Below are 21,513 nucleotides of genomic sequence, written 5' to 3'. Positions count from 1 at the left end.
CACAAGACTTTTACCGAATAGGGAAACATTCTCGGCCATGCGACGCCGAACGGCCCTGAAAGCCCTCACGAGCGCATCGGTCGGCCTCCCGATTGCTGGCTGTCCCGGGAGCGAACGGGACCCCGGAGACGGAGACGGGCGAGACGACTGCAACCGCGACCGACGTGCCAGACACGACGACGGCCGACACGACGGAGACGACCACGGACGACGCGCCGGAAGGGACGAAAACGCCGGACTGCCCGCCGAAAGACCAGCCAGCACCGACCTGCGGCGACGACTGGGAATGAGTGAGCAGCTACACCGACGGCGAGATTCGGTGGGGAAGTGGCGGGGGATTCGAGCTGACCGCGGAACCGACGACGCTCGCGCTCGGCGACTGCGTGACGGTCCGACTCACGGACCGAAGCGACGAGAAGCAGACGACCGGAATCAAGGAAAAGTACGACATCCACCGCGAGACCGACGACGGGTGGCAGCCGGTGTTGTTCACGAAGCGACCGTGGTACGAGGACCTCGGAATGCAACACGACCCGGGCGAAGGGTTCGTCTGGCGGCGACGGCTCACGCAGGCAGGCCTCTCGGTCGAGGGTGACAAACACGCGGCCTGCGAACCCCTCCAGTCGGGCACCTACCGGTTCCTCTACTGGGGCGGTGCAGGGGAGTTCGACGCACTCGGCGTCGAGTTCGAGGTCCGGGAGTGAACCGCGGAGGTCGCGGTTAGGTCACGCCGCTGCCGCGCTCGGCGAACTCCTCGTACTCCCGATTTTCGACGACTCGCTTCAGTTGCTCGACGACCTCCCACACGTCCTCGTAGCCCGTGTAGAGCGGCGACGGACAGATTCGGACGACGTTCGGCGGGCGGAAGTCCACGACGACGCCGCGCTCTTTCAGGGCCTCGCCGACCCGATAGGCTTCGGGATGCTCGACGGCGACGTGGCCGCCTCTCTGCTCGGGGTCCCGCGGCGTCCCTATCTCGCAGTCGGGCAGACGCTCGTCCACGAGGAAGACGAGGTACTCCGTGAGTTGGAGGGACTTCTCGCGGACCGCCTCGATTGAAGTCTCCTCGAAGACGTCGAGCGACCCCGCGAGCGGTGCGGCCGAGAGAATCGGGATAGTGCCGATCTGGTAGGCTCCGGCGTCCGGCGCGGGAGTGTAGGTCTGGTTCATCTCGAACTGGGTCTCCTTCTCGTGGCCCCACCAGCCAGCGAGATTGGGTTTCGCGCCGAAGTGGTCTTCGTGGACGTAGAGGCCCGCGATCGCGCCGGGACCCGCGTTGAGGTACTTGTAGCTACACCAGACCGCGAAGTCCACGCCGATTGCCGAGAGGTCGTGGGGCACGACGCCGACGGAGTGCGCGAGGTCGAAGCCCGCCAGAATATCGCGGTCGTGGGCGGCCTCGGTAATCGCCTCGACGTCGAGCAACTGGCCGCTCCGGTAGAGGACCGACGGGAGGAACACCATCGCGGTGTCGTCGTCCAGCGCGTCGATTACGTCCTCGGTCTCGATGGTCCGGCCGTCGCGGCTCTCGACCACGGTCAGGGCCTCGTCGGGGTCCACGCCGCGCTGGCGCAACTGCGCCCGGACGGCGTAGTGGTCGGTCGGGAAGTCGAGTTCGTCCACGACGATTTTGGTCCCCTCGGTGCGGTCGTAGAACGTCCCGACCAGCGTGTGGATGTTGACCGACGTGGAGTTGGCGACGACGACTTCGGACTCGTCCGCACCCACCAGCGGAGCGAGTCTGTCGCCCAACTGCTCGCCGTAGTAGAACCACGGCGGGTCGACGTCGGTCCACCCGCGAATCGCCATCTCGCGCCACTCCGAGACGGCCCGGTCGAGCGCGTCCTCGGCGTCCTCCGACAGAAGTCCGAGCGAGTTGCCGTCCATATACCACTCGTCGTCGGGGTCGTAGAACCGGTCGGCGAGGTCCGCGAGGGGGTCGCGTTCGTCACGCTCGGAGGCGTAGTCGGCCCCGAGTTCGAAGTCCGCGTCGGCGTCCATGCGCGATTCGAGCGGCGGAACCGGGTTAGTAGTTTGGTCTTTCGGACCGGACTTCGGAACGCGAGGATAATACCCACCCATTTAACAGAACTTATTTTACACTTCTCGGGTAACGGCGCCTGTATGGTCCGTCCCCGAAACACGACGCGCTCCTCCGATGTCCTCGGCGTGTTGACCCCCGATAGCCGACGATGGCGGCGAGTGATGGCCAGTGTGTCGATGGTTACCACATTAATCCTGTTCTACCAGACCGTCTCGCTGATTTCGAGTCCCTGGAGTGGCAACCTCCCAAGCCTGCTCGTCGGTGTCGGCGTGGTACTCACGCTACTGTCAGCGGCGGCGGTTCCGACCATCCTACTCGCTCCCGACCGTTCGGTGACCGACCAGCAGGACGCCGAAGAGGAGGACGACGGGATCGAGACCCTGAAGCGGCGATACGCTGCGGGCGAGATTTCCGAAGAAGAGTTCGAGCATCGACTCGAAAATCTCGTCGCCCTGTCGGCAGGGACCGACGACGCGACCGAGGGCGAGATGAGGGCGGGACGGGTGAGCGAAAGGGAACGACGATAGCACGCGGCTAGCTACTCCTCGAATCACTGACCCGCGTCACCGGCCGAAACCGCGTGGACGGTCACGAATCTCGCTTCGATGGGTTGTCTCGGACCGCGGGACCCACTCGGACCGACGATCCACGGGACGCGCCGAGAGATCTCCGACGGGCGCGAACCCGGCGGGGAAGAACGGGGGCGCGCTGCAGTGGCGGTGCAGTGCGGTGCTGTAATTCATCGACTCGAGACACGGCTGCGTTTTCGTCGTGTCGTAGCGTCGCGTTCTCGTCTCACGGTAGCTAGCGTCGCGTTCCCGTCGTTCCCCTCGAAACGACCGGGCGTTTCGACTCGTTGCCGCGCGGAGTAGCGAATTTGGCTTCCCTGGTGACGTGACTAATATCAATGTAAAGACAACTAAAACATCTCTAAACACGTTCGATTATTGCTTTAGAAAAGGCAGACGATTCTAGCGGCGATGTCTTCGTCCCGTGCAAAACAGGACCACTACTTTCCCACTCGCCTCCCAAGCCGAGAGCATGACCGAACTCCGACGCACCGAACTCGACCGCGAAGTCGTGGAAATTATCGAGGAGATCGAGGCCGCAGGCGTCCCCGAGTGGTCGGCCATGTCGGTCGAGTCCGCCCGCAGAATCGAGGACGAGGTGTTCTCCGGCGACGACCCGCCCGAAGTCGAGTTCGTGCGCGACTTGGCGATTCCCGGACCGGAGAGCGAAATACCGATTCGGGTCTACCGCGACGCCGACCTCGGAGAGTCCGCCGACACTGCGACCGACTCCGACGACGCGCCGGTCCTCGTCTACTACCACGGCGGCGGGTGGGTCCTCGGAACCCTCGACTCCATCGACGGGGTGTGTCGCCGCCTCGTGCGCCGTGGAGAGTGCGTGGTCGTGTCGGTCGATTACCGACTCGCGCCCGAGCATCCCTTCCCCGCCGCGGTGGACGACGCCTTCGCCGCGCTCCGATGGGTCGCCGAGAACGCCGACGCCTTCTGCGGGGACCCGGACCGACTCGCGGTCGGCGGGACGAGCGCGGGCGGGAATCTCGCCGCAGTGACGGCCTTGCGAGCTCGGGAGGTGGAATCGGCTCCGGACCTCGCGCGCCAGTTCCTGCTCTACCCCATCACCGACTACGCCTTCGACACCGACTCCTACGCCGAGAACGGCGACGGCCCCCTGCTGACCGAGTCCGACATGCAGTGGTTCTGGGACAGCTACCTCCGGAGCGAGGTGGACGGCGCGAACCCCTACGCCTCGCCGCTCCGCGCGCCCGACCTCTCGGGACTCCCGCCGGCCACCGTCGTCACCTGCGGGTTCGACCCCCTGCGCGACGAGGGCGTGGCGTACGCCGGGCGGTTGGAGTCGGCGGGCGTCGAGGTCCGCCACGACCACCACCCGGACCAGCCACACGGGTTCCTCAGCACGAGCGAATCGGTTTCCGCGGCGGACGAGGCACTGGACGAGCTCGGTTCGGAACTGCGGTCCCTCTGAACCGTCGTGGAACGTGGACTGTGGTGCGTTAGTTTCTCGAACTCGGTGAGAGTCCTCCCGAGAGCCGAGGAGAAACTAGCGGAAACCCCGGTGGAGGAGATGTCTATCGAATGGTCGTTCTACTCGAAGTCGTCCTGAGTGACAGGCTTCCCCTCTTCGGTCGGCGGAGCGACGTGGTCGACGAACTCCTCGACGCTCGGTTGCTCGACGCGGACCCGAACGTGGATGTCGCCGAGTTCGTCGGGGTTCCCCACCGCGAAGTTGACGACGCCCTCGAAGGCGGCCTGCTTCTTCAGGTCGAACGCGAGGGTGTTCCCGCGGCGGTTCCCGAGGAACTCGCCGCGGGCGGTGTCGAGTATCTCCTGGCGGTGGAGTAGTTCCGAGAAGTGGTCGAGCGAGTGGGTCTCCGCGACGACCTCGCCGTGTTGCTCGTCGGTTTCCGCGCCGGGGAAGATGTTCGTGATAGCGGTGGCGACTCGGTCCGCGATTTCGGTGTCCGTGACGGGTGCAGTAATCTGCACGTCGATGCTGTAGATCATGCTTCTCTTGCGGTTTGCTCGCGTTCGAGTCCTTCGACGCCCTCGGTCAGCAGGGCGCGGATCTTCTCGTGGAACGCCTCCAGCGTGGTCGTGTTGTCGATTCGGACCGCCGCGCGTGCGATGGCCTCGTCCATCCCGAACCCGCGCTCGCGCTCGTCTCGCTCGCGCAGGGACTCGCCGTCGTCGGTCGCGTCGCGACCCCGCGCCTCGATGCGCTCGGCCCGGACCTCGAACGGCGCTTCGATGCTGACCAGCGTGAACGCGTCGCCGAACGCCTCTTCGAATCGCTCGACTTCGACGCCCGCGCGGATGCCGTCCACGAGGACGATCTCGCTCTCTTCGAGCGCCTCCTCGATGACGGGAAGCGACCGCCGAGCGATGGCGTCCGGGCCGTTCTCCTCGCGGAGCGCCCCGGCGATTTCGCCGTGGTGCTCGGCCGGGTCGAGACCGCGGTCCCGACACTCCCGACGAATCACGTCGCCCATCGTCACGACCGGAATGTCGTGTTCCTCGGCGACGGCGGCGGCCTCGCCCTTTCCGCTCCCCGGCAGGCCCACGGTTCCGATTACTCTCATTGCATTTCGATAGTGGTGAGTCGCGCTTAAACGCTGTGTTCCGGAGGGGATGCGGGAGAGGTTGCACGAGCCCTGCACAACCGGAATGAATCCTAAGACCTTTTGCGAAGGCCGCCCGAAGAAATCGGTGAGGGCACGTAGCTCAGTCTGGATAGAGCGTCGGACTTCTATCCCGGTCGGTTCCTGCGGTCGGGGAAGACATCCGACGGTCGTGGGTTCAAATCCCATCGTGCCCGCTCCGCTTCTGGATGGTCGGGATTCGATAGACGACACGGAGTTCAGGCGTTCGTTCTGGTCTGAACCGCGGTCGTTCTCGTCATCTCTCTCGACGCTGGTCGGCTATGTCTGGCGGTTACACAAGATTCGACGTAGCCCTGTAGAATAAGTGCTCGGGTGCGACTCGTCGCGCGCCGGGTGCTGTGTCACCTCCTCTTTTCGGCGAGTTCTACGAGGTCGTTTGTCTCTAACTGTTCCTGGATGTCGATGAACTGCATCCGTTGGTCGTTGTGGAAGCGTCGCATCCCGTCGACATCGCTATCATCTAGTTCGATGTGGTCTGTGACGTAGAACATCATCTGTTGCATACCACGCAGAAGCATCTGGATGTCTCTGTCGACAGTTCCCGTCCCACATAGCTTGTTTGCGTTGGTCAGGCTGTCGACAAAATCATCTACTGAACGGTCGTACGTTGGGGATGATTTTCTGATACTTCGCCGCTTCATTTGGTCATAGTCGTCAACCATACATCCCCCGACGAGATTCATAACATGAATCTTACTCTGCGACCCATAGTATTTCTGTCAGGCACAGAGTCAGATTGAAGTAAAGAGTGAACGTCAACTGATACGTCGATGACTCTGGAAGACCCCGAACCCCCCGAGACCTACATGTCCGTCGATTGGGCCCGAGCCGAAATCGCGCGCCGCGAGAACGCCGCGGAGATGGACAAAATCGACAGCGTCGGAGAAATGATGTCGAAACGGGCCCTGCCGCCCACACCGACCGCGAACGCCGAGGGTGAGGAGGACGACGAGTAGGATGGAGGAGGAACACCCAGAGGCCGCCAGAGAAATCGAGAAGGAGATTCGCGCGGCGAACGAGCAACTCGCGCGAATCGAAATCGCCAAGGAGGCAGGACGAACGCCAGATGTCGCCCCGCCACGACTGCCAGAAGGCTTCATCCCGCCCCACATCCGGGGCATGAGTGAGCAGGGTCTCCGCGACTTCCTCGACAGGCGAACTCGTGACCTCGAACACGCACAGTCAGGCTGGCAGAGAACGGAGACCGAACGATGAAGGACGAATGGTTGGTCGCCGTCGACATCTTCGATGTCGAATTAGCGTTCGAAACCAGCATGGAGTCGGGGGCGTGCTTGGTCGAGAGCGACTGCGGGTGCGACCGCGACGAGGGGTGCCGCCACGAACGCATCGCCGAGGCCAAGGTCAGACACGTGTTCGCGGACGAGGACTGGGAGTGGGAAGACGAACGGGGGCGGTTGGGTCTCCCGGACGAAGACGTAGAGGTCGTCGAAGCACCATCGCAATGGCGCGGGCTGATTGACAGTGGCGACCGCGATGAGACGGCCGACAGCAACACCATCACGCTCGGAAGTATCTGGTCTGCCGTTCGATGACGACTGGCATCACCACTTCGCTGAACACAAAGACTGGCGAAATTACGGTGTTCCTCATCGACTTCTCCGAGGACGGTGGGCTAATAGACAAGTGTGTGCTGACGCCCGACGAACCAGAACAGGGGTACGAAGCGTGGTGGGCGCACGTAGACAGTCTGGCCGACGACTGTCAGAGTTGAAAGTGCTAAGTGCAGAGCGTGTATCAATCGAGTCGGATAGATATTCCCGAAGATAAATGTCCTGATAGATAGTAAATAACATATGGTTAATTGGGGCGGACTGATTCTGGGAGTAATTGTACTTGGATTCGGTATACGAGCAGTAATTTGGCCGTACAAGGTTGCGAAAATCAGCGAGCGATGGGACGCTATCGGAAGTAAGCGACGGCGCTCGGAGATAGAGCCAAAAGAGTGGAAGGTGAAATTCACAAGACTGTGGGGTGGGGTTTCGATAGGCGTCGGGGTGCTTCTCCTACTTATGTCAATCAACTATGTGTGAGAAAGAGGTCAGTCAGTTGAAAACGATAAGTTTGCACCACGCACTTATCGTTTCAAATTCACGAGGTGTAAGCAGGTGGTCGGCCGTCGACAGGGTGCAAGCGACCTACGGTCGTTTAAGCGCAGGAAAGGTGTAATCAGGCCAACTCTGCATCGGCCATCTCGTCTCCGATAACCTCCGGGCTGGGTTTTCGCAGATAGGGTTCGATGGCGTCATAGCTACTCCATCCGCCAATCTCCATCATGACACGTACCGCGACCTGCTCGTCGACTAGGTAGTGCGACGCCCACGACCGACGGAGGTCGTGACTGCTGACGTGACGCCAGCGGTCGTTCCCGGTCTCGTCCGCGATGTCGTCCACGGCCTCCGTGACCCAGCGGCGAACCGTCGAGACCGATGCATCGACGTACTGCTCGTCGTCGCTGATGTCTCGTTCGTCCGCGAAGATGTCCAGCGTCTGCTTAACCGAGTCAGGGAGGTAAGCGTCCCTCGTCGTCTTCTCTCCGCCCTTCGTGTTCTTCCCTTGAATCTCGATTTGCCAGAATTCACCATCGGAGTTGTACTGGACTCCCGATGGGCTAGCTGTCAGTACACCACTCGCTCGACAGCCGACCTCGACCATCAATCGCATAGCGATTGCGCGCTCCCAGTCTGTCGACCGCGCGGTCGAAATCACCTCGTCCTTCTCGCCAGGGAAGGATAGCCAGCATTTCGTCTTGTCACCGGAATCGTCGATGCGAACCATACTCGAATTGTTAGGACTAAACGCTTATAGAAGTATAGGATAGTTGTCATTTTCTAGGAGCACGACGGTCAAAATCGCCGAATATCGTCGTTTCAGAAGGGTACCGCGAGAGTCGCAATCGACTTGTTATACAAGTCGCTCACGCCATCTCGACCTCGTCCTCGTTAACACGGTGGGTGAGTCTGCGGTCGAATACCGTGAACGTCTCACCCTCCTTGTTCTCGTACTCGGTGCGGATATAATCGTCAACGTAGTCCCAACTGTACTCTGACTCGCGGAGGTAGCTGACGATTGTCTGGTCAGCCATCCTCCACCCACCGAACATGATTCGCCATAGCTCGCGGAGTCGTCCAACATCTGACTCCGGGTGGGCCGCTCGCACGTTCGTGAACTTCGTCTCGGTCTCGGTCGCAGTCGTGTGTTGGTTGCCTTCAACCATACCGATATGTAAAATACCCTATACTAAAGGTGTATCTCCGCGCCGAATCGTCGTAGATACCACGGTGGCCTGAATCAACAACTCTACGTCACTTGACAGTCGCTTGAACCCCACCTTCTCAACACCAGACACGATACCTCATCAGTCCGTTGAGGGGAAATTCAATCGTCAGGGTCGCTCATGACCGCGGCAAGCTTTCCGGCTATCCAGACAAACATCGGCGGCCCCAGAACCAGTACTGCTAGGGCGACACCTACAACCCAACACAGACTCTCTGGTGGGAGGTCGGCCAACACGCCGGGGAGACCGAACTGCTGTGCCAACGGAGAGAGCAACACTAAGACGAGGGAGAGGAACGTGTACCCGACACAGTAGTTGAAAACCTTGAATTTAGTTGAGTTGAGGTCTTCGTTGTCACCCGTCGCTACCTCGTATGCGAGGAGGAAGTGTTCCTTCTGCTCCGTCTCGCCCATCTTCGAGTACTCGTGGAAGTCCTCTATATCGAGTCCGGGTTTCCCGTACTTCTGAGAGCGAATACCGAATAGACCAATCCCGGCCGACAGTATCGCGGGGAGCAGAACCGCAAGGACAAGCAGAGAGTTGAGGTCGGAGAAGAGGCCTCCGAAGGAGATGATGAGCGCATCAACCGTCACGACGGTTCCAATTTTTGACTCTACAGCATCCCGTCGTTGTTCTTCGTTCTCGTACCGTCGTCGCGCTTCTTCAAGAGTCAAGTCGAGAGTCTCGAACTCCTCAGGCTTTACCGCTTGAGAATCAGTACTCTCCTCAGGCTCGACGGCCTCTTCCTCAACGTCTTCACCCTCGCCTGCGACTTCATCTTCTTTAGCCATTGTAGTCAGTTCCGTCTTCCGAAACCCACCTCTCCCTCAGTCTCGAATCTTCTTCCCACACCGGCTACACTTCACTACGTCCTGTCCTAGCAGGGCATGGGTTTCAGCCTCCTCTCGGCAGTCTTCGCACAGCGGCATCAGAACTCCTCCCCGCAACGACTACAGGTGTCTGTTTGGGATTCGTCGTACTCTCCAAGCTCTGCGGTGCTGACGACTGCTTCGTCGCGGCAGTCGGGGCAAAGTGGCATTAGAACTCCCTCCCGCACCTACTGCACCTCTGCTTGGAGTTCTGGACGAGGTTTATTTCCGCTTCTTCACGACAGTCAGGGCAGAGCGGCATATTTTCCCTTCGGTGGTTCCGCTTTATAAGAATTTGGTAGTGGCTGACTTGTGCCACAACCAGGTTTGATGATTCCCCAAGTGGAGTTCGGGGCGCGCGGTGGCCTGTCGTCGTAGAAACGTCCTTCTACGACATTGACTAAGAGTAAGGAACCCAGTTCCCCTCACTAACCAATAAGTTCCTGCAATATCACCAGAGTAGTATGGAAATCGGTACCAAGTACACTCTCGAAATTGAGGAAGTCAGGGATGGTGTACCGATTGCATATCACGACGGGCACCCGGTCAAGCTTGATTGTGGCCGTGTCGGTGAAGTTGTAGACGTGAAAGTCGTGTCAGTCGGTAGAGTTTCAGACTTTGTACGGGGAAAAGTACTGAACGAAGAGATTCAAGCTCGACGAAAAGCAAAAGAGAGGGAGGCTCAAGCCCAGCAAAAAGCAAAGAGTCGCTTGGAGGAAATCAAAGCAAGACACAGAGAAGAGGAACACAAGCAAAGGGAGCGTGTGGAGGAACTGACCGAGATACCAAGCAAAGAGGAGATTGTGAATGAACAGGAAGACCGACCCGACTACGATGAAGAAGCAGACACCGAGCTAGAGTCAAAGAACGATTTAATTCGGAGAAAGTGACCTGTTTAGTAGCCTCTACCTGCACTTTGGCGGACGTGACGGGCCCCTAGCCAGCAGAGCGTTACCGCGGTGACACCGACGAGGACACCCGTCGGAGCCAGTAGCTTGAATCCAGGAGTCCAACAAGAAGGGTTGGCAGTACACTCGGCGTACTGGAACAACGAGTACCCGACGAGAGCAACGTGGCCAACGACAACCGCGGTCGTAGTGTACGCTTCCCTGAACGGTTCTGAGTAAGCCATCACCCCGACGAATCCGCCAACGACAACCACGACCGGGACGAGAAGGATGTTCGCAAGCGCGAACGAGACGACCGCCTTTAGGAGGATATAACCTCCTACAGCAAGCGCGAACGAGACGACCGCCTTTAGGAGGATATAACCTCCTACAGCAAGCGCGAACGAGACGACCGCCTTTAGGAGGATATAACCTCCTACAGCAAGCGCGAACGAGACGACCGCCTTTAGGAGGATATAACCTCCTACAGCAAGCGCGAAGAACAGTGCGAGTCCACCGATGACTGCAAGCCCCTCGTCGATTTCATCACTCATTGCCATCACCTTCGGGGACGACGGTCACTCGTTCGGCCCAGTACCCAATATACCCCGCGGGGAAGTACGCACACTGCGAGTACACTCCTCGGTTAATTGGGTCGGGATTGTGCTTCTCCACCATCTCCTCAAAGCCCATCTTTTCGGCGTAGTCGTCGATTGCGTCCTCAGCGTCGTCACGACTCTCGTATGCTTCTTGTATTCTCTTCTGGTCGTCGTACGCCTCCATCACGAGGTAGACGCAGTTCATACAGCATCACCGTAGAGTTCGTGGTGTTCCGCGGCGTGAACGTCGCTATACTCTACGTCGAAGGCTTCAACCAACGCATCCCATCGGACGCCCTCGTGGGTTGCCATCTTCCCGAGGAGTTCCTGTTCTCGCTCGGGAAGACTATCGTAACCAGAGCCATCCCCACGGATACGTCGGATGTCTTCCTCGGAGAGCCCACAAATATACTCCTCAACAATCCGTTCGACAGCGAAGTCGAATTCCCGGAGGCGAAACGGCCTATCCCCGACCGCCATCTCATACAGCGGCAGTTCCTCCTCTGCAGGGAACATTCGGATAGCTCGGTCAACATCACTCATGCGGCAACACCTGTGTGTTCGAGGAGGTTGTGGTACTCGCTCGCGGCGACGAGGAGGATTGCTCCGCCAATAAGGACGGCCCACGCCTCGGTCGGGTTCTGTGCAACGACGCTGACCGCACACCCTGCGGCTATGAACGTGAGACCCGCATACGCTCCGCGCAGGAATCTATCTCTCGTCGATAGTTCAGTCACCTCCTCGGCATCTTCTGATTCGGTTGCCATAGATGACAATTACACTATACGTGCATAGGTTTGTTGCTAGCTAAACGGTGGTGAGTAGGTCTCTTCGCGGTGTAAAGATGGCCACAGCACAACTAGACGACCCCGAACACTGATTATGTTCTGTGAGAAATTAGAAGTAACTACGAGGGATTCGTTTGGGTACAGTAGTCGCTTCAACGAATATAAGACCAGACGACGTAACGCCAAGTAACTTCGAGGAAGTCCACGACGCCTTCTCAGTCGCTACTAACTGGAACACGGTTGAGGGAACAGTCCAGCCGAGAGACGCAAGAATTGATACTAAAAGGCTGTACGGTGAACTTGACGAAAGCGAGCACTGGGAACACAGCCGCGGCAATGTAGTCTCGTTCGCAGTCAGGTCTGCCGATGGTGATGTCCTCCGCTTCTCGCTCGAAGACGACGCTGTCACCGTTCATCAATACGAAGATGATTCAGAAGAAGCAGACGACATAGAAATCCCAGAGTGGACTACTGTCCACTTCGTGGGAGTCTGTCTGATGATTTCGATGCGCGCCGTTGACCAATTCATCGAAAGGAACGGTCTCCGCCCGGTCGTCGACGAAGTAGAACGGCGCAAGTGGGCGATAATGATGGCCCTTGCTCTTCTTACCGCGGTTTCACAGACAGGTGGCCTCTAACTCCATTTCCCAATTGAAATAAACTACTTGACGCCGTCAAATGCTCAATAAGTAAGCTTATCAGATTCCTATGTATGCTCTTTGAACAATATGGCACTATCGAGTACAGAAGTGCAGATGATTCTGACGCTACTGCAGTTCGTCGCGCTGGCCATCCCTGCTGTTGCGATGCTGATGCAGGTTGTTTTGCGCATCCATGACGAGTACGGGAACGATGGCGAACTCGTTCTCGGAACTGAGTTCAAGTTGATAGAGTTGAGTTTCTTCGGTCTCGTTATAAGTGGTGTTTTCGTTGCATATCCCCTCATTCAGGAACTTGATTCAGGAATAGCAGAGCTTGGACTTATTCTCTCGCTTGTTTCCCTCATTCTTCTCGTGGGGGCAACCTGGTTCTCACTCCGTCGTCCACAGTACCCAACTAAGGACTTTGAGAAACCGGAACAAGCTGTCAAACGGGCTGGAAAGAACATCCTCGTGACTATCGTGTTGGTTGGAGTCCCTCTGTTCGTGGCCACTTTATTCGCCCGTGTTCTCCTACCCATTCTTACACTGGACATCACCTCTTCTGAAGCCTTGGTACAGCAGTTGACAATATTGGTCAATGCATCTGTGGTGTTGGTCATTCTATCCTCAATTCTTGAAACTGTGAAAGCGGCAAACGGTGTTGCTCGCGCCAGTGATGGTCGATTCAAACGAAAATAGCGGTTTCTGGCTTCAATCATCTAGCAAAGTCATAATCAGAACTAGAACACGAAGAAGGGGTTCGAATGCGCGGTCAGTCGATTATTTCTGCGTCGTCATATTCTGGCGCGCCTGGCGCAGGCAGGGCCGAGAATCGGTAGCCGCTGTCGATGATAATTTGCCAGAGTTCGGCGTTCTCACGGTCTAAAAACGCCACTTCTTTTTCGAGCAGGTCGAGTCGCTCGCCCACTGGCAAGTGTTCGTTAGTCGCTTCGTGATATTCTTCGAAATGGACTTCGCCCATACTTATCATATGTTTTTACTATCCTATTGGCATTGCCTCGCACTGAAGGGCACCCCGCATGCGGGGGTTGTCGTTGAGAGGTTTGCCCACGTATCCATACGGGGTGTCATCAACGGGGGTGTCAAGGGGTGTCATTAGGTAGTGTCAATACCTTAGCACTTCGCGCCGAGATAGGTGGTATGAACATTGGTGACGATGACCTCGAATTCCTCCGCGCGGTCGCCCGGCACGGCGGAACCGCGACGAAGACCGAGATTCGCGCCGAGACAGGGTTTCGCACTGGCAAGACGGATTATCGCTTCGACAAGCTCACCGACCTCGGTCTCATCGACATCGACTACGCTGATGAATCAGATGGGTCTGGCGCGGCCCCGAAGGTCGCCGAGATGACCAGCGAAGGCGAACAGGTTGTGCGCCGTCGCGGCGACGGGCCCGATGACGATGACGAGACCTTGCGGGAGTCTGTCGAGCGCCTACACGAGCGTCTCGACCGCGCCGAGGCGCGACTTGATGTGGTGACTCAGATGCACCATGACCTTGCCGACGAGCAGGAATACCTTGCTGGGCAGATGGGCCTCGCCGAGGTGTACCTCCGAGCGGCGCGCCGGGTGTTCGAGAACGACCTCAACATCGACTTCGAACAAGTGATGAAGGAAATCGACGAGGGAAAGGATTAGGTTCAGGTCATTCAATCCTCATAACAAGATGTGGAACGAACTCACTAGTGTCAAACGACATAAATCGGAGAAAGATGAGTCTATTGTGGTCTCAATCTTCCTTGCAGAATCTGATGACGATAGCATCTCCCTCCAAATTTCAAAAGAGAAAGCAACGGTCAAAACGGGAGGGAAGGTCAAGACGGATATTGAAGAGTCGCTGACCTTGAATGGGTTGGAAGCCGACCAATTAGTGGCAATAAAATCTCTACTGGATGATTGGCTTGATTCGCACTCTAAGTCTGCTTTTACGGAGACATTCACGGACATCGACGGCGAATTTGAAACCGAAGAACCATCGAATTCGCAGGGCAGACTTTCGAGTACACATCACAGAAATCCCCAAGAGTCCACCCAGTCCTTCAACGCATTCAACATAACTGTCGGTAAGTCATCAGTGGCGTTCCAATTCGAGGCAAACGACGAATATGAGGGACTGAAAATCCCTTCCGCGGAAGAGTTCAATCTCGGACTGCCAAGCGATTTCCGCAACGTTGTCACTCTCAATGCAATTCTGTTCGACTTTTTCGACAAACGGTACTCCGGTGAGACGGGCGAGCTAGATATTGACCAACCAGTAGAGGTTGAAACAGGGACTGTGGAGCGTATTGAGAAGATATTCGACCGATTTAGTGAAATCACTCTGCAACTGCGAGACCGTCAGCGGGATAGAGAACCATTACGGATGGATGACGAGTATGATGTTCAATATCTCTTGAACGCTCTCTTACGACTCCATTTCGACGACGTGATGGATGAAGAATACCTGAGGCGACATGCGAACAAAAACCCGCGGATAGACTTCCTTCTCGAAGACGAGAAAGTCGGCATCGAGGTTAAACGGCCGTCTGTCAACCATCCACCCGACAAGATTCGAACGGGACTGGCCGAAGACAAAGAGCAGTACCGTTCGGACGCACGTTGTAACACCTTACTGTGCTTCATATACGACCCAGATAAACAAATCACGAATCCGGCAGAGTTCGAGAAGGCAGTCACTGAGTCAACGAAGAACCTGACGACACGGGTGACAATCACGCAGTGAAGTTGAGATGTTTAACGCACGACTACAGCAGTATGAAGCTCTAATACGGAGATATTGTGTTCGGTGTCCGTTTTGCCGATTTGGGTCAGAATCAATGTCCGTTTCCCGAATTGTAATCGCCATACGGCGTCGAGCGGACAGGCGGACAGGCGGCATCGCCCCCTCCCAAAGGCGCGCGCTCGCGCGCAATGACCGATGGTTAGTCGAGCAGACCGAGGTCGCGGAGCTTGTCATCGTGGTCGCGCTTCGCACGGCGCACCGTCTTCTCGCTCACGCCATAGACATCGCCAATCTCTGCCTGCGTCATATCGGTCGAGACCGCGAGCAAGGCCATCATCTCCCGCTCGTGTTGACGCTCTAAGTCTCTGATGTCTTCCTCGGTCGGCAGGTCTTCGTCATCGCCATCGTCATCGAACACAAAGTCGCCTTCGTCCCACGTCGAGAAGTCGTAGTTCGTCGGCGGGATGCCCGACAGAGACATCATCTCGTTGATGCCCTGACGGTCTTTCACGTCCTGCCAGAAGACTGCCTTCTTCTGACTCTGTTTCTCGATGAACACCGTACAAAGAGCCCGTAAACTGGCATCTATGTCCTTGCCGTCCTGTCCAATCAGGATGATGTTGGCGTTGCTCTTGCGGGCGAGCTTGAGGAGCTTAGCCAACTGCTTCGCGCGGTGCTGGTCGGCTCCAGACCCGCTGAAAATCTGGGCCGCCTCGTCGATAACGATGACGAACGGGTCAAGCGACTCACCCGCTTGAATACGCTCCCGGCGCTCCTCCAGCAAGTCGACGATGCGGCTGTAGTGGTCAATCTCCTCGTCGAGGTCGTCCGACGAGACGTTCGCCGCCATATACACGCTGTCACGGCCGTAGATGGAGGCGAACACTTCGAGTAAGAGGAACGCAAAATCGGTCTTCCCAGACCCCATCAATCCGTAGATATAGCCGATGAAGACGGGGATGTTCTCTATCATCGACTGGAGCGACATTAGCACCTTCATCCCGGACACGTCCTTCTTGTAGCTGACCAGGCCAGAGAAGTACGATAGCTGGCCGAGGTTCCCCGCGGCGAGGGCGTCTGTGCCAGTATGCGTCCCGTGGTCTCTGGTAATTCGACGGACTACGTCCGTCTCCTCGAACGACCGCGGGGCATTGGCCGTCAGTGGCTGGTAGTGGGCCTCGGCGAACGCCAGTACATCTCGGAGTTGCCGGTCTTGTACGATGCCCGTCCATGGGTGGGCGTCAGGGTCGTCGTCCTGATTCGGCAGGTCACCGCGGATGTACTCTCGAAACTCTGCCTCTATCGCCTTCTGCTGTTCTGACTCGTTCTCACTCATTCTCACCACCTTGCTGAATCGTTACCGACAGTCGCTCGCTGTCGAACGGGTTGTCGCGGTCGATGTCGTCGGCAGGGTCGCGGCGGCCGTCGACGATGTCGTCTATCTCTGCCTCTCCTGTCGCGGCGCGCACGTCGTCCCGTAGGGACGTTTCGCCAGGCACACGCTCGCCCTCCAACACGTGGACGAGGTAGTTAGCACGCTTGCCGACCGCCCCTTCGACGATGTCGCTGAAGTTTCGCCGGAGGCGTTCGTGCCACTCGCGCTCGACGCTCGCTTCGTGCTTCAAGTACTCCATCCCTTCCTTCATCTCTCGCCTGATTTCGGTTCCTGACACACCTCCGTAGTAGCTACAGTAGGCGGTGTTCGTGTCCGCATCGTAGTGCTCGCACTCCCACCCCGTACGGGTGCCGCGGCGAGTCCCCACGTTGATTCTGTGCAGATAGTCCTTATCTCGGTCAAGTTCTTGGAGTTCGCCGTCGTCGTCCTTGTAGACGGCCTTCACGTTCAAGTCCTGCCAGACCTTCGGCGGGATTTTCTGCATCTCGGCGTCACCGTTCGAGGGGTCGAGAACGTGCAGGAGATGGTTCCTGCGAGCGGAAATCCATTGGCGGATGTACTCCGCGGGCACCAGCATTAGCATAATGACGTACCCGAACTGAATCGTGTATGGCTTGACTTCAGGCGGAACACCTGTCTCGATGCCGATTAAGTGCAAGAAGCCGAGGGCAACGACAGCAAACATCCCGATGGCGATGCTGTAGGCGATGACCACATGGACGAACAGACGCCACGCTTTGACGATGCCGGTCTTCGCCCAATCTCCCAACTCTTTGATGGATTCTACGTAGCTCATGGTCACTTAATCGGGTTCTTCGGTTTGGTTGCGCCACGGGTCAAGAGCAGATGCAGTCCAACTAGCAAGACCAAGACGACGACCGCCCCACCGAGCGTCATCGCAAGGGCGTGCCCTGCGTCTGGGGCCCAGTTGATGTCCGCTGTCTCCCCAATCCAGAAATACAGCCTACCCGCGGCGTCGACCGTCAGCGCGGGCGTCTCAGGGTTGTGCAGAGGGACTCGAAACGTGTTCTCGCCCTCGTTAAGCTCGTACCTGTATCGCTCCATCTCGCCGCTCTCTTGGCGCGACGAGTCCGTGATGACGACCTGCTCGCCCCCATCCTCCGAGGACATCTTCACGACGGCTTCGCCGTCGTCGTTCGCCTCAATAGAGTGCAGTCTCACCCCTTCACCGTGATAAAACAAGGTCGATGCATCGCCGTTACTTGAGTCGTCATCGGGCCCGTCAGCGGTGTCTCCGCTATCCTCGCTGTCCGTGTTCTCGATGCACTCTTCATACTCGTCGTTCGTCAGTGCGTCCGAACAGTCGTCTGCCGACTGCGCGGACGCATCGTATGCCATGACGCCAAAGACCGCCGCCGTCACAAGCGCGGCGATGACGAACACCCGGACGATGAATCCCAGCGGTAGGATTTTGAAGATGAACCAGAACATCACTCACCACCCGCAAGTGCGGCGAATAGCGCGAAGATGAATGCGCCTCCGGGGACGAGAAGGGCCCAACGTGGGATACCATCGCCGAGCAACGCTCCTGCGCCACCAATCCCGAATAGGTCGCTGACGTTGATTTCAGGATTCTGCGTCGCCGCTTCACGTGCGTTGTTGGCCTGCTCTACGTCGTTCTCGTACTGGTTGGGGTCGCGCGGCGTGAACGTGTACGTCTCGGGCGTCATCGAGTCTTTCTCGACACGCTCGCCACCCTCGTACGAATACAGCGCCTTGACCTCAAACACGCCCTCAAGCTCAATCGTGTCGCCAGACGGGGTCGTCATCAGGACTGCTCCGTCTTCGCCTGTGAGATTGGAGACAACATAGGCTTCGCCGGACTTAACCGAGACCTCGTCAGGAGTATCAAGGAGCAGGTTACCGTCGATAGTCTCGCCGTCCATTCCCTCGATTTCGTCGACAGTCGATGCACTGGCGAATTCCGTCACTGTGGCCGTGCCCTTCAGGTCGGTCTCAAAGCCCAGTTGCGAGGCCGCCAGCCCAGTCATCGACGCATTACCCTCCTCGAACGAGTATTCCTCCCAGAGACGGGAGGTGGCAACCACATCTGCTACCGGGAGCGAGCCGCGCGCATAATTCTGGTCGATTTGGTTGACCCAACTGTCGACCTCTCCTGCGAGGGCGGTCGCCGCGCTCCGAATCTCCGAAACGGCTGACGAGCGGCGGCTGATGTCCAAGAACTCGTAATGGCCGCCCGACCCGTCTGGGTCAGTAACACCAGCGCGCTGGGGCATCCCGCCTGTGTAGGTGTCAGATTCGACTTGGATGCTGGTGAACTCCTCATTCGCGGAGTCGTAGTAATAATGCCCACCGCTGAACGAGCCGCCTTGCATAAAGACGTAGTCGCCCCAACCGATTGCCGCCTCCATCGTCTCACCGTTCACAAGCTCGTAGTCGGCGTAGATGATGTCGTCAGTACTTGTGACGGGGTCATCTCCATAGTAGTCCGAGAACGGACGGAGAACATCATCCTCCTTGGTGACATCATACTCCGAGACATCACCGACAGGGTATCCACCAAACCAATTGAATTCGGATGAGTCAACGCCTGTGTTGTACGTGTGGTAGAATTCAAATATCTGGCCAGCACTATCGGCGTGCCCGTACGAGTGAACGTGGTTAAACATTTCAATGAGTTGCACCACGTCCGTCGTCTGGTTGTCGACGATTTGCTGTTCTAAATCCGCATAGTCGTCGCGGATGTTCGACTCCATTTCAGCCTTCAGGTCAGGGATGGACGGCGCGCTCTCGCTCGTGTCGTTGAATCCGCGAACGAACTCAAGGACAGCATCCTGCCAAATCCAATTCGACGACCGTTCAGCGACGAGGTTCTCGAACTCCTTCTCTTCCTCGCTCGACGAGTCCAGACCTCTTGCCGACGAGCGGATGTTGCGATGGGTCTGGGTCAGGGTCTCGTCTTCGTTGTCGCCGTCCAGCCCGCCCGCGGCATACCACGTCACCGCGGCTCCCGCGGCCGCCGCGACCGCCGCCCCAGCAATGACCCCAGCTAGTGCATCCGCCCGACCAATCGGGCTGTACCGGGGCGCGACGTGGTCGACCACGGCGGGCCCACCCACGGCCATCGCGGACGCCATCGCCCCAGTCTTCATCATGTCCCTACGGGACATACTCGGCCCGCTCGGGATGTCGTCTCGTGCCTCTGCAACCGTATCGTAAATCTTCGAATCGTCTTGCATTGTTGTACTGAAAGATGTGTGTCTTAGTCGCTCACCTCTGTCTGTGCCTCTAGCTCCTGCTCAAGCTCCTGCCGCCCCTTCTTGAACTCGCCCTGTGCTTCTCCCATCGACCGCGCGAGCTTGGGCACTTTGTTCGCGCCGAACAACAGGACGGCGATGAGGAGAATCACCATCATCTCCATGCCGCCTGGAATCATGGGTCAGCACCTGCCATTGCGGCGAACAGGAGGAGGACGAGCACGCCCCCACCGATGACGATGAAGACTGCAGGCGGGATGCCGCTCCCGATGAACGCCCCACCACCGCCTCCAGACTCGCTCAGGACGACCTCGAACTCGGTGTTGTTGGCGTCGACCTCGAAGTCCTCGTCAACGGATATACTGCCGTCCTCGCTGGTGACAGTTACGTTATGCGTGCCCTCCTCGATGCCGGTGAAGCTCGCCGAACCGTTCGAGTCGGTCGTCGCGCTGACGTTCAGACCCGGGAGTTCGACTGTAGCGTTCTCGACCGCGCTTCCGTTGCTGTCGACCACGTCAACGATGATGTTGTAGGTCGCGGTCGCCTCCGCCAGCGTCACATTGTGGGTCTGGGACGCTCCAGCGACCGAGAAGCTCCCCGTGGAGGTGTCGAACTCGGTCGCGGAAATCGAGTAGCTGTAGTTGCCGTCCGCGAGCGAGGTCGCCCCACTACCGTTGCTGTCAGTCGTCAGCGTGGCAACCGTCGTCCCGGTGGAGTCGTCCGTGACATCGACCGTGGCGTTAGCGACGGCCGAGCCGTTGGCGTCAGTCACGTCGAACGTCTGCTCATAGGTCGATTCTTCGACCGTTACAGTCATCGTGTCCGTGTCGCTCGCTCCGTCAGGGTCAGTCACCGTGAGTTCGACCGTGTACGTGCCCGTCGACGAGAGCGAATGGGTCGGTGAGACGCCCGTTGCGTCTTCGACTCCGTCGCCGTCGAAGTCCCACGAGTACGAGAGCGTATCACCGTCCGGGTCGCTCGACCCGCTCCCGTCGAACGTCACGGAGTCGCCCGACTGGACGGTCTGGTTGGGGCCCGCATCCGCGGTCGGCGCGGAATTGCTTGACTGAATGTCAATCGACGTGTTGAAATCGTACCACATCCCCGTGATGTCGGTAGCGCGCACGGTCACGTTCTTCGTCCCCGACGAGTTCCACGACGTAGTCGTGGTTTTCGACTCCGAGCCAGAGACCTCGAACGTCCCATCACCATCGAAGTCGAACGAATAAGTGAGGCCGTGCGAGTACTCATCGTTGATGCCGGTTGCTTCAACGGTGACCTTCTCTCCGATTTCTGCCGTGTCATTTTGAATCGCCGGAGGATGGAGGCCGTCACGGGTCGGCCCCGTGTTCCCCTCCAGCACGTGGGTTGTCGCGCCGCTCTCCCACGTCGACTCGTCGACGATGTCTTGGTTCGTCTTAATCAGGTCACCGTCTTCCTCAACGACGAACCATTGTAGGTTCTGGGTCGCGCTAGCGTTCACTCCCGAGAACGTGTGCGAGAAGTTCGTCGGCGATGCCGATTCGATATACACGGTTTCTTCGCCCGTGCTATTGTCCGTCAGGACAAGCGCGACTTCCGCGACCGTACCGTTCGAGGATGGCGATGTGGTTACGTCGAACGTCCAGTTACCGTTGCCGTCCGCCGACAGTTGGATGTCTCCCAAACTGGGATAGTTGCCGTCACTAGGGTTTGTTCCACCTGATGCCGCCAGCGCCCCGCCGATACCGGAGGCGACTAGCATAACCGCCATCACGAGTACGCCGAACCGCTTGATGTGTTCATTCATGAAAATATCACCTTG

Annotated in this window: 31 protein-coding genes and 1 tRNA gene; 14 read left to right on the top strand and 18 right to left on the bottom strand. The window is 58.2% G+C overall.

The genetic code is table 11. The features are described from left to right. The first annotated feature begins 92 nt into the window (after positions 1-92). Both E2484_RS05395 and E2484_RS05390 read left to right on the top strand, forming a co-directional pair. The gene (locus E2484_RS05395; protein WP_137284211.1) at positions 93-290 is read left to right on the top strand and encodes a hypothetical protein; all 198 of its coding nucleotides are present in this window, start codon (positions 93-95) and stop codon (positions 288-290) included. After that, on the top strand, positions 291-704 hold the full coding sequence (locus E2484_RS05390) for a hypothetical protein (RefSeq protein ID WP_137284210.1): 414 nt from the start codon (positions 291-293) through the stop codon (positions 702-704). Positions 705-720: 16 nt separating this feature from the next. Here E2484_RS05390 and kynU read toward each other — a convergent pair whose 3' ends face one another. After that, positions 721-2,001: a kynureninase gene (gene kynU / locus E2484_RS05385; protein WP_137284209.1), complete on the bottom strand. Its 1,281-nt coding sequence runs from the start codon at positions 1,999-2,001 to the stop codon at positions 721-723. A gap of 123 nt (positions 2,002-2,124) precedes the next feature. Between kynU and E2484_RS05380 the strand changes: the two genes are divergently transcribed. Further along, on the top strand, positions 2,125-2,571 hold the full coding sequence (locus tag E2484_RS05380; RefSeq protein WP_321111885.1) for an SHOCT domain-containing protein: 447 nt from the start codon (positions 2,125-2,127) through the stop codon (positions 2,569-2,571). Between the two features lie 514 nt (positions 2,572-3,085). Next, positions 3,086-4,057: an alpha/beta hydrolase gene (locus E2484_RS05375; RefSeq protein ID WP_137284208.1), complete on the top strand. Its 972-nt coding sequence runs from the start codon at positions 3,086-3,088 to the stop codon at positions 4,055-4,057. A 119-nt stretch (positions 4,058-4,176) separates the two neighbouring features. On the opposite strand, the gene E2484_RS05370 is transcribed toward E2484_RS05375, so the two are convergent. After that, positions 4,177-4,596, bottom strand: a complete 420-nt coding sequence (locus E2484_RS05370; protein WP_137284207.1) for an RNA-binding domain-containing protein — start codon at positions 4,594-4,596, stop codon at positions 4,177-4,179. Continuing rightward, on the bottom strand, positions 4,593-5,171 hold the full coding sequence (locus tag E2484_RS05365) for an AAA family ATPase (protein WP_137284206.1): 579 nt from the start codon (positions 5,169-5,171) through the stop codon (positions 4,593-4,595). The genes E2484_RS05370 and E2484_RS05365 overlap by 4 nt, the downstream gene beginning before the upstream one ends. Positions 5,172-5,302: 131 nt before the next feature. Between E2484_RS05365 and E2484_RS05360 the strand changes: the two genes are divergently transcribed. After that, positions 5,303-5,407 (top strand) — tRNA-Arg (locus E2484_RS05360). Positions 5,408-5,593: 186 nt separating this feature from the next. On the opposite strand, the gene E2484_RS05355 is transcribed toward E2484_RS05360, so the two are convergent. After that, on the bottom strand, positions 5,594-5,914 hold the full coding sequence (locus tag E2484_RS05355) for a hypothetical protein (protein ID WP_137284205.1): 321 nt from the start codon (positions 5,912-5,914) through the stop codon (positions 5,594-5,596). 108 nt (positions 5,915-6,022) lie between these two features. Between E2484_RS05355 and E2484_RS05350 the strand changes: the two genes are divergently transcribed. From E2484_RS05350 to E2484_RS05335, 4 genes are read left to right on the top strand one after another with little or no spacing between them, the layout of a single operon-like run. Beyond that, complete coding sequence (locus tag E2484_RS05350) at positions 6,023-6,208, top strand: hypothetical protein (RefSeq protein ID WP_137284204.1); 186 nt, start codon at positions 6,023-6,025, stop codon at positions 6,206-6,208. A 1-nt stretch (position 6,209) separates the two neighbouring features. After that, entirely contained in the window at positions 6,210-6,467 is a 258-nt protein-coding gene (locus tag E2484_RS05345; protein WP_137284203.1) for a hypothetical protein, read from the top strand. Then, positions 6,464-6,805: a hypothetical protein gene (locus tag E2484_RS05340; RefSeq protein ID WP_137284202.1), complete on the top strand. Its 342-nt coding sequence runs from the start codon at positions 6,464-6,466 to the stop codon at positions 6,803-6,805. The genes E2484_RS05345 and E2484_RS05340 overlap by 4 nt, the downstream gene beginning before the upstream one ends. Further along, positions 6,802-6,984 carry a hypothetical protein gene (locus tag E2484_RS05335; protein ID WP_137284201.1) on the top strand — a complete coding sequence of 61 codons (183 nt, stop codon included), beginning with the start codon at positions 6,802-6,804 and terminating at the stop codon, positions 6,982-6,984. Before E2484_RS05340 ends, E2484_RS05335 begins: the two co-directional genes overlap by 4 nt. Positions 6,985-7,439: 455 nt before the next feature. Here E2484_RS05335 and E2484_RS05325 read toward each other — a convergent pair whose 3' ends face one another. From E2484_RS05325 to E2484_RS05315, 3 genes are all read right to left on the bottom strand, one after another. Then, on the bottom strand, positions 7,440-8,048 hold the full coding sequence (locus E2484_RS05325; protein WP_137284200.1) for a site-specific integrase: 609 nt from the start codon (positions 8,046-8,048) through the stop codon (positions 7,440-7,442). Positions 8,049-8,187: 139 nt separating this feature from the next. Further along, a complete protein-coding gene (locus E2484_RS05320) occupies positions 8,188-8,487 on the bottom strand; it encodes a hypothetical protein (protein ID WP_137284199.1) in 300 nt (99 codons plus the stop codon). 161 nt (positions 8,488-8,648) lie between these two features. Next, positions 8,649-9,338, bottom strand: coding sequence for a hypothetical protein (locus E2484_RS05315; RefSeq protein WP_137284198.1), 690 nt, complete (start codon positions 9,336-9,338; stop codon positions 8,649-8,651). Between the two features lie 542 nt (positions 9,339-9,880). Here E2484_RS05315 and E2484_RS05310 point away from each other — a divergent pair. Beyond that, entirely contained in the window at positions 9,881-10,306 is a 426-nt protein-coding gene (locus E2484_RS05310) for a hypothetical protein (RefSeq protein WP_137284197.1), read from the top strand. Positions 10,307-10,311: 5 nt separating this feature from the next. Here E2484_RS05310 and E2484_RS05305 read toward each other — a convergent pair whose 3' ends face one another. Genes E2484_RS05305 through E2484_RS05290 form a run of 4 tightly spaced genes read right to left on the bottom strand, consistent with a single transcriptional unit; the run spans position 10,312 to position 11,669 of the window. Further along, a complete protein-coding gene (locus E2484_RS05305; protein ID WP_137284196.1) occupies positions 10,312-10,857 on the bottom strand; it encodes a hypothetical protein in 546 nt (181 codons plus the stop codon). Beyond that, the gene (locus E2484_RS05300; protein ID WP_137284195.1) at positions 10,850-11,107 is read right to left on the bottom strand and encodes a hypothetical protein; all 258 of its coding nucleotides are present in this window, start codon (positions 11,105-11,107) and stop codon (positions 10,850-10,852) included. The genes E2484_RS05305 and E2484_RS05300 overlap by 8 nt, the downstream gene beginning before the upstream one ends. Further along, positions 11,104-11,445, bottom strand: coding sequence for a hypothetical protein (locus E2484_RS05295; RefSeq protein ID WP_137284194.1), 342 nt, complete (start codon positions 11,443-11,445; stop codon positions 11,104-11,106). Before E2484_RS05295 ends, E2484_RS05300 begins: the two co-directional genes overlap by 4 nt. Next, a complete protein-coding gene (locus tag E2484_RS05290; protein ID WP_137284193.1) occupies positions 11,442-11,669 on the bottom strand; it encodes a hypothetical protein in 228 nt (75 codons plus the stop codon). Before E2484_RS05290 ends, E2484_RS05295 begins: the two co-directional genes overlap by 4 nt. Before the next feature lie 155 nt (positions 11,670-11,824). Between E2484_RS05290 and E2484_RS25375 the strand changes: the two genes are divergently transcribed. After that, positions 11,825-12,328, top strand: coding sequence for a hypothetical protein (locus tag E2484_RS25375; RefSeq protein ID WP_321111881.1), 504 nt, complete (start codon positions 11,825-11,827; stop codon positions 12,326-12,328). Positions 12,329-12,445: 117 nt separating this feature from the next. Continuing rightward, positions 12,446-13,030 carry a hypothetical protein gene (locus E2484_RS05280; RefSeq protein ID WP_137284192.1) on the top strand — a complete coding sequence of 195 codons (585 nt, stop codon included), beginning with the start codon at positions 12,446-12,448 and terminating at the stop codon, positions 13,028-13,030. A gap of 73 nt (positions 13,031-13,103) precedes the next feature. Here E2484_RS05280 and E2484_RS05275 read toward each other — a convergent pair whose 3' ends face one another. Further along, complete coding sequence (locus tag E2484_RS05275; protein WP_137284191.1) at positions 13,104-13,313, bottom strand: hypothetical protein; 210 nt, start codon at positions 13,311-13,313, stop codon at positions 13,104-13,106. 179 nt (positions 13,314-13,492) lie between these two features. Here E2484_RS05275 and E2484_RS05270 point away from each other — a divergent pair, with 179 nt between their 5' ends. Then, complete coding sequence (locus E2484_RS05270) at positions 13,493-13,990, top strand: hypothetical protein (protein WP_137284190.1); 498 nt, start codon at positions 13,493-13,495, stop codon at positions 13,988-13,990. Between the two features lie 28 nt (positions 13,991-14,018). Continuing rightward, positions 14,019-15,074 carry a PD-(D/E)XK nuclease domain-containing protein gene (locus E2484_RS05265; RefSeq protein ID WP_137284189.1) on the top strand — a complete coding sequence of 352 codons (1,056 nt, stop codon included), beginning with the start codon at positions 14,019-14,021 and terminating at the stop codon, positions 15,072-15,074. 199 nt (positions 15,075-15,273) lie between these two features. Here E2484_RS05265 and E2484_RS05260 read toward each other — a convergent pair whose 3' ends face one another. From E2484_RS05260 to E2484_RS05235, 6 genes are read right to left on the bottom strand one after another with little or no spacing between them, the layout of a single operon-like run. Further along, positions 15,274-16,410 carry a zonular occludens toxin domain-containing protein gene (locus tag E2484_RS05260; protein WP_137284188.1) on the bottom strand — a complete coding sequence of 379 codons (1,137 nt, stop codon included), beginning with the start codon at positions 16,408-16,410 and terminating at the stop codon, positions 15,274-15,276. Beyond that, on the bottom strand, positions 16,403-17,266 hold the full coding sequence (locus E2484_RS05255) for a hypothetical protein (RefSeq protein WP_137284187.1): 864 nt from the start codon (positions 17,264-17,266) through the stop codon (positions 16,403-16,405). Before E2484_RS05255 ends, E2484_RS05260 begins: the two co-directional genes overlap by 8 nt. A gap of 2 nt (positions 17,267-17,268) precedes the next feature. After that, the gene (locus tag E2484_RS05250; RefSeq protein ID WP_137284186.1) at positions 17,269-17,922 is read right to left on the bottom strand and encodes a hypothetical protein; all 654 of its coding nucleotides are present in this window, start codon (positions 17,920-17,922) and stop codon (positions 17,269-17,271) included. Continuing rightward, positions 17,922-19,691: a hypothetical protein gene (locus E2484_RS05245; RefSeq protein ID WP_137284185.1), complete on the bottom strand. Its 1,770-nt coding sequence runs from the start codon at positions 19,689-19,691 to the stop codon at positions 17,922-17,924. Before E2484_RS05245 ends, E2484_RS05250 begins: the two co-directional genes overlap by 1 nt. 23 nt (positions 19,692-19,714) lie before the next feature. Continuing rightward, the gene (locus tag E2484_RS05240) at positions 19,715-19,885 is read right to left on the bottom strand and encodes a twin-arginine translocase TatA/TatE family subunit (protein ID WP_137285302.1); all 171 of its coding nucleotides are present in this window, start codon (positions 19,883-19,885) and stop codon (positions 19,715-19,717) included. Continuing rightward, positions 19,885-21,498, bottom strand: coding sequence for a PKD domain-containing protein (locus E2484_RS05235; RefSeq protein WP_137284184.1), 1,614 nt, complete (start codon positions 21,496-21,498; stop codon positions 19,885-19,887). Before E2484_RS05235 ends, E2484_RS05240 begins: the two co-directional genes overlap by 1 nt. Between the last annotated feature and the right edge of the window lie 15 nt (positions 21,499-21,513).

The sequence above is a fragment of the Halorussus salinisoli genome (assembly GCA_005239435.1).
Lineage (GTDB): Archaea > Halobacteriota > Halobacteria > Halobacteriales > Haladaptataceae > Halorussus > Halorussus salinisoli.
This window is presented reverse-complemented; position numbering and strand designations above follow the sequence as displayed.

Excerpts from the sequence above, each read along its gene's own strand:
- E2484_RS05235 (WP_137284184.1), bottom strand. The coding sequence starts at position 21,498 with ATGAATGAACACATCAAGCGGTTCGGCGTACTCGTGATGGCGGTTATG.
- kynU (WP_137284209.1), bottom strand. The coding sequence starts at position 2,001 with ATGGACGCCGACGCGGACTTCGAACTCGGGGCCGACTACGCCTCCGAG.
- E2484_RS05375 (WP_137284208.1), top strand. The coding sequence starts at position 3,086 with ATGACCGAACTCCGACGCACCGAACTCGACCGCGAAGTCGTGGAAATT.
- E2484_RS05280 (WP_137284192.1), top strand. The coding sequence starts at position 12,446 with ATGATTCTGACGCTACTGCAGTTCGTCGCGCTGGCCATCCCTGCTGTT.
- E2484_RS05380 (WP_321111885.1), top strand. The coding sequence starts at position 2,125 with ATGGTCCGTCCCCGAAACACGACGCGCTCCTCCGATGTCCTCGGCGTG.
- E2484_RS05350 (WP_137284204.1), top strand. The coding sequence starts at position 6,023 with ATGACTCTGGAAGACCCCGAACCCCCCGAGACCTACATGTCCGTCGAT.
- E2484_RS05250 (WP_137284186.1), bottom strand. The coding sequence starts at position 17,922 with ATGTTCTGGTTCATCTTCAAAATCCTACCGCTGGGATTCATCGTCCGG.
- E2484_RS05245 (WP_137284185.1), bottom strand. The coding sequence starts at position 19,691 with ATGCAAGACGATTCGAAGATTTACGATACGGTTGCAGAGGCACGAGAC.
- E2484_RS05320 (WP_137284199.1), bottom strand. The coding sequence starts at position 8,487 with ATGGTTGAAGGCAACCAACACACGACTGCGACCGAGACCGAGACGAAG.
- E2484_RS05255 (WP_137284187.1), bottom strand. The coding sequence starts at position 17,266 with ATGAGCTACGTAGAATCCATCAAAGAGTTGGGAGATTGGGCGAAGACC.
- E2484_RS05355 (WP_137284205.1), bottom strand. The coding sequence starts at position 5,914 with ATGGTTGACGACTATGACCAAATGAAGCGGCGAAGTATCAGAAAATCA.
- E2484_RS05315 (WP_137284198.1), bottom strand. The coding sequence starts at position 9,338 with ATGGCTAAAGAAGATGAAGTCGCAGGCGAGGGTGAAGACGTTGAGGAA.
- E2484_RS05275 (WP_137284191.1), bottom strand. The coding sequence starts at position 13,313 with ATGGGCGAAGTCCATTTCGAAGAATATCACGAAGCGACTAACGAACAC.
- E2484_RS05265 (WP_137284189.1), top strand. The coding sequence starts at position 14,019 with ATGTGGAACGAACTCACTAGTGTCAAACGACATAAATCGGAGAAAGAT.
- E2484_RS05260 (WP_137284188.1), bottom strand. The coding sequence starts at position 16,410 with ATGAGTGAGAACGAGTCAGAACAGCAGAAGGCGATAGAGGCAGAGTTT.
- E2484_RS05340 (WP_137284202.1), top strand. The coding sequence starts at position 6,464 with ATGAAGGACGAATGGTTGGTCGCCGTCGACATCTTCGATGTCGAATTA.
- E2484_RS05325 (WP_137284200.1), bottom strand. The coding sequence starts at position 8,048 with ATGGTTCGCATCGACGATTCCGGTGACAAGACGAAATGCTGGCTATCC.
- E2484_RS05305 (WP_137284196.1), bottom strand. The coding sequence starts at position 10,857 with ATGAGTGATGAAATCGACGAGGGGCTTGCAGTCATCGGTGGACTCGCA.
- E2484_RS05310 (WP_137284197.1), top strand. The coding sequence starts at position 9,881 with ATGGAAATCGGTACCAAGTACACTCTCGAAATTGAGGAAGTCAGGGAT.
- E2484_RS05290 (WP_137284193.1), bottom strand. The coding sequence starts at position 11,669 with ATGGCAACCGAATCAGAAGATGCCGAGGAGGTGACTGAACTATCGACG.
- E2484_RS05335 (WP_137284201.1), top strand. The coding sequence starts at position 6,802 with ATGACGACTGGCATCACCACTTCGCTGAACACAAAGACTGGCGAAATT.
- E2484_RS05345 (WP_137284203.1), top strand. The coding sequence starts at position 6,210 with ATGGAGGAGGAACACCCAGAGGCCGCCAGAGAAATCGAGAAGGAGATT.
- E2484_RS05370 (WP_137284207.1), bottom strand. The coding sequence starts at position 4,596 with ATGATCTACAGCATCGACGTGCAGATTACTGCACCCGTCACGGACACC.
- E2484_RS05270 (WP_137284190.1), top strand. The coding sequence starts at position 13,493 with ATGAACATTGGTGACGATGACCTCGAATTCCTCCGCGCGGTCGCCCGG.
- E2484_RS05295 (WP_137284194.1), bottom strand. The coding sequence starts at position 11,445 with ATGAGTGATGTTGACCGAGCTATCCGAATGTTCCCTGCAGAGGAGGAA.
- E2484_RS05365 (WP_137284206.1), bottom strand. The coding sequence starts at position 5,171 with ATGAGAGTAATCGGAACCGTGGGCCTGCCGGGGAGCGGAAAGGGCGAG.
- E2484_RS05300 (WP_137284195.1), bottom strand. The coding sequence starts at position 11,107 with ATGAACTGCGTCTACCTCGTGATGGAGGCGTACGACGACCAGAAGAGA.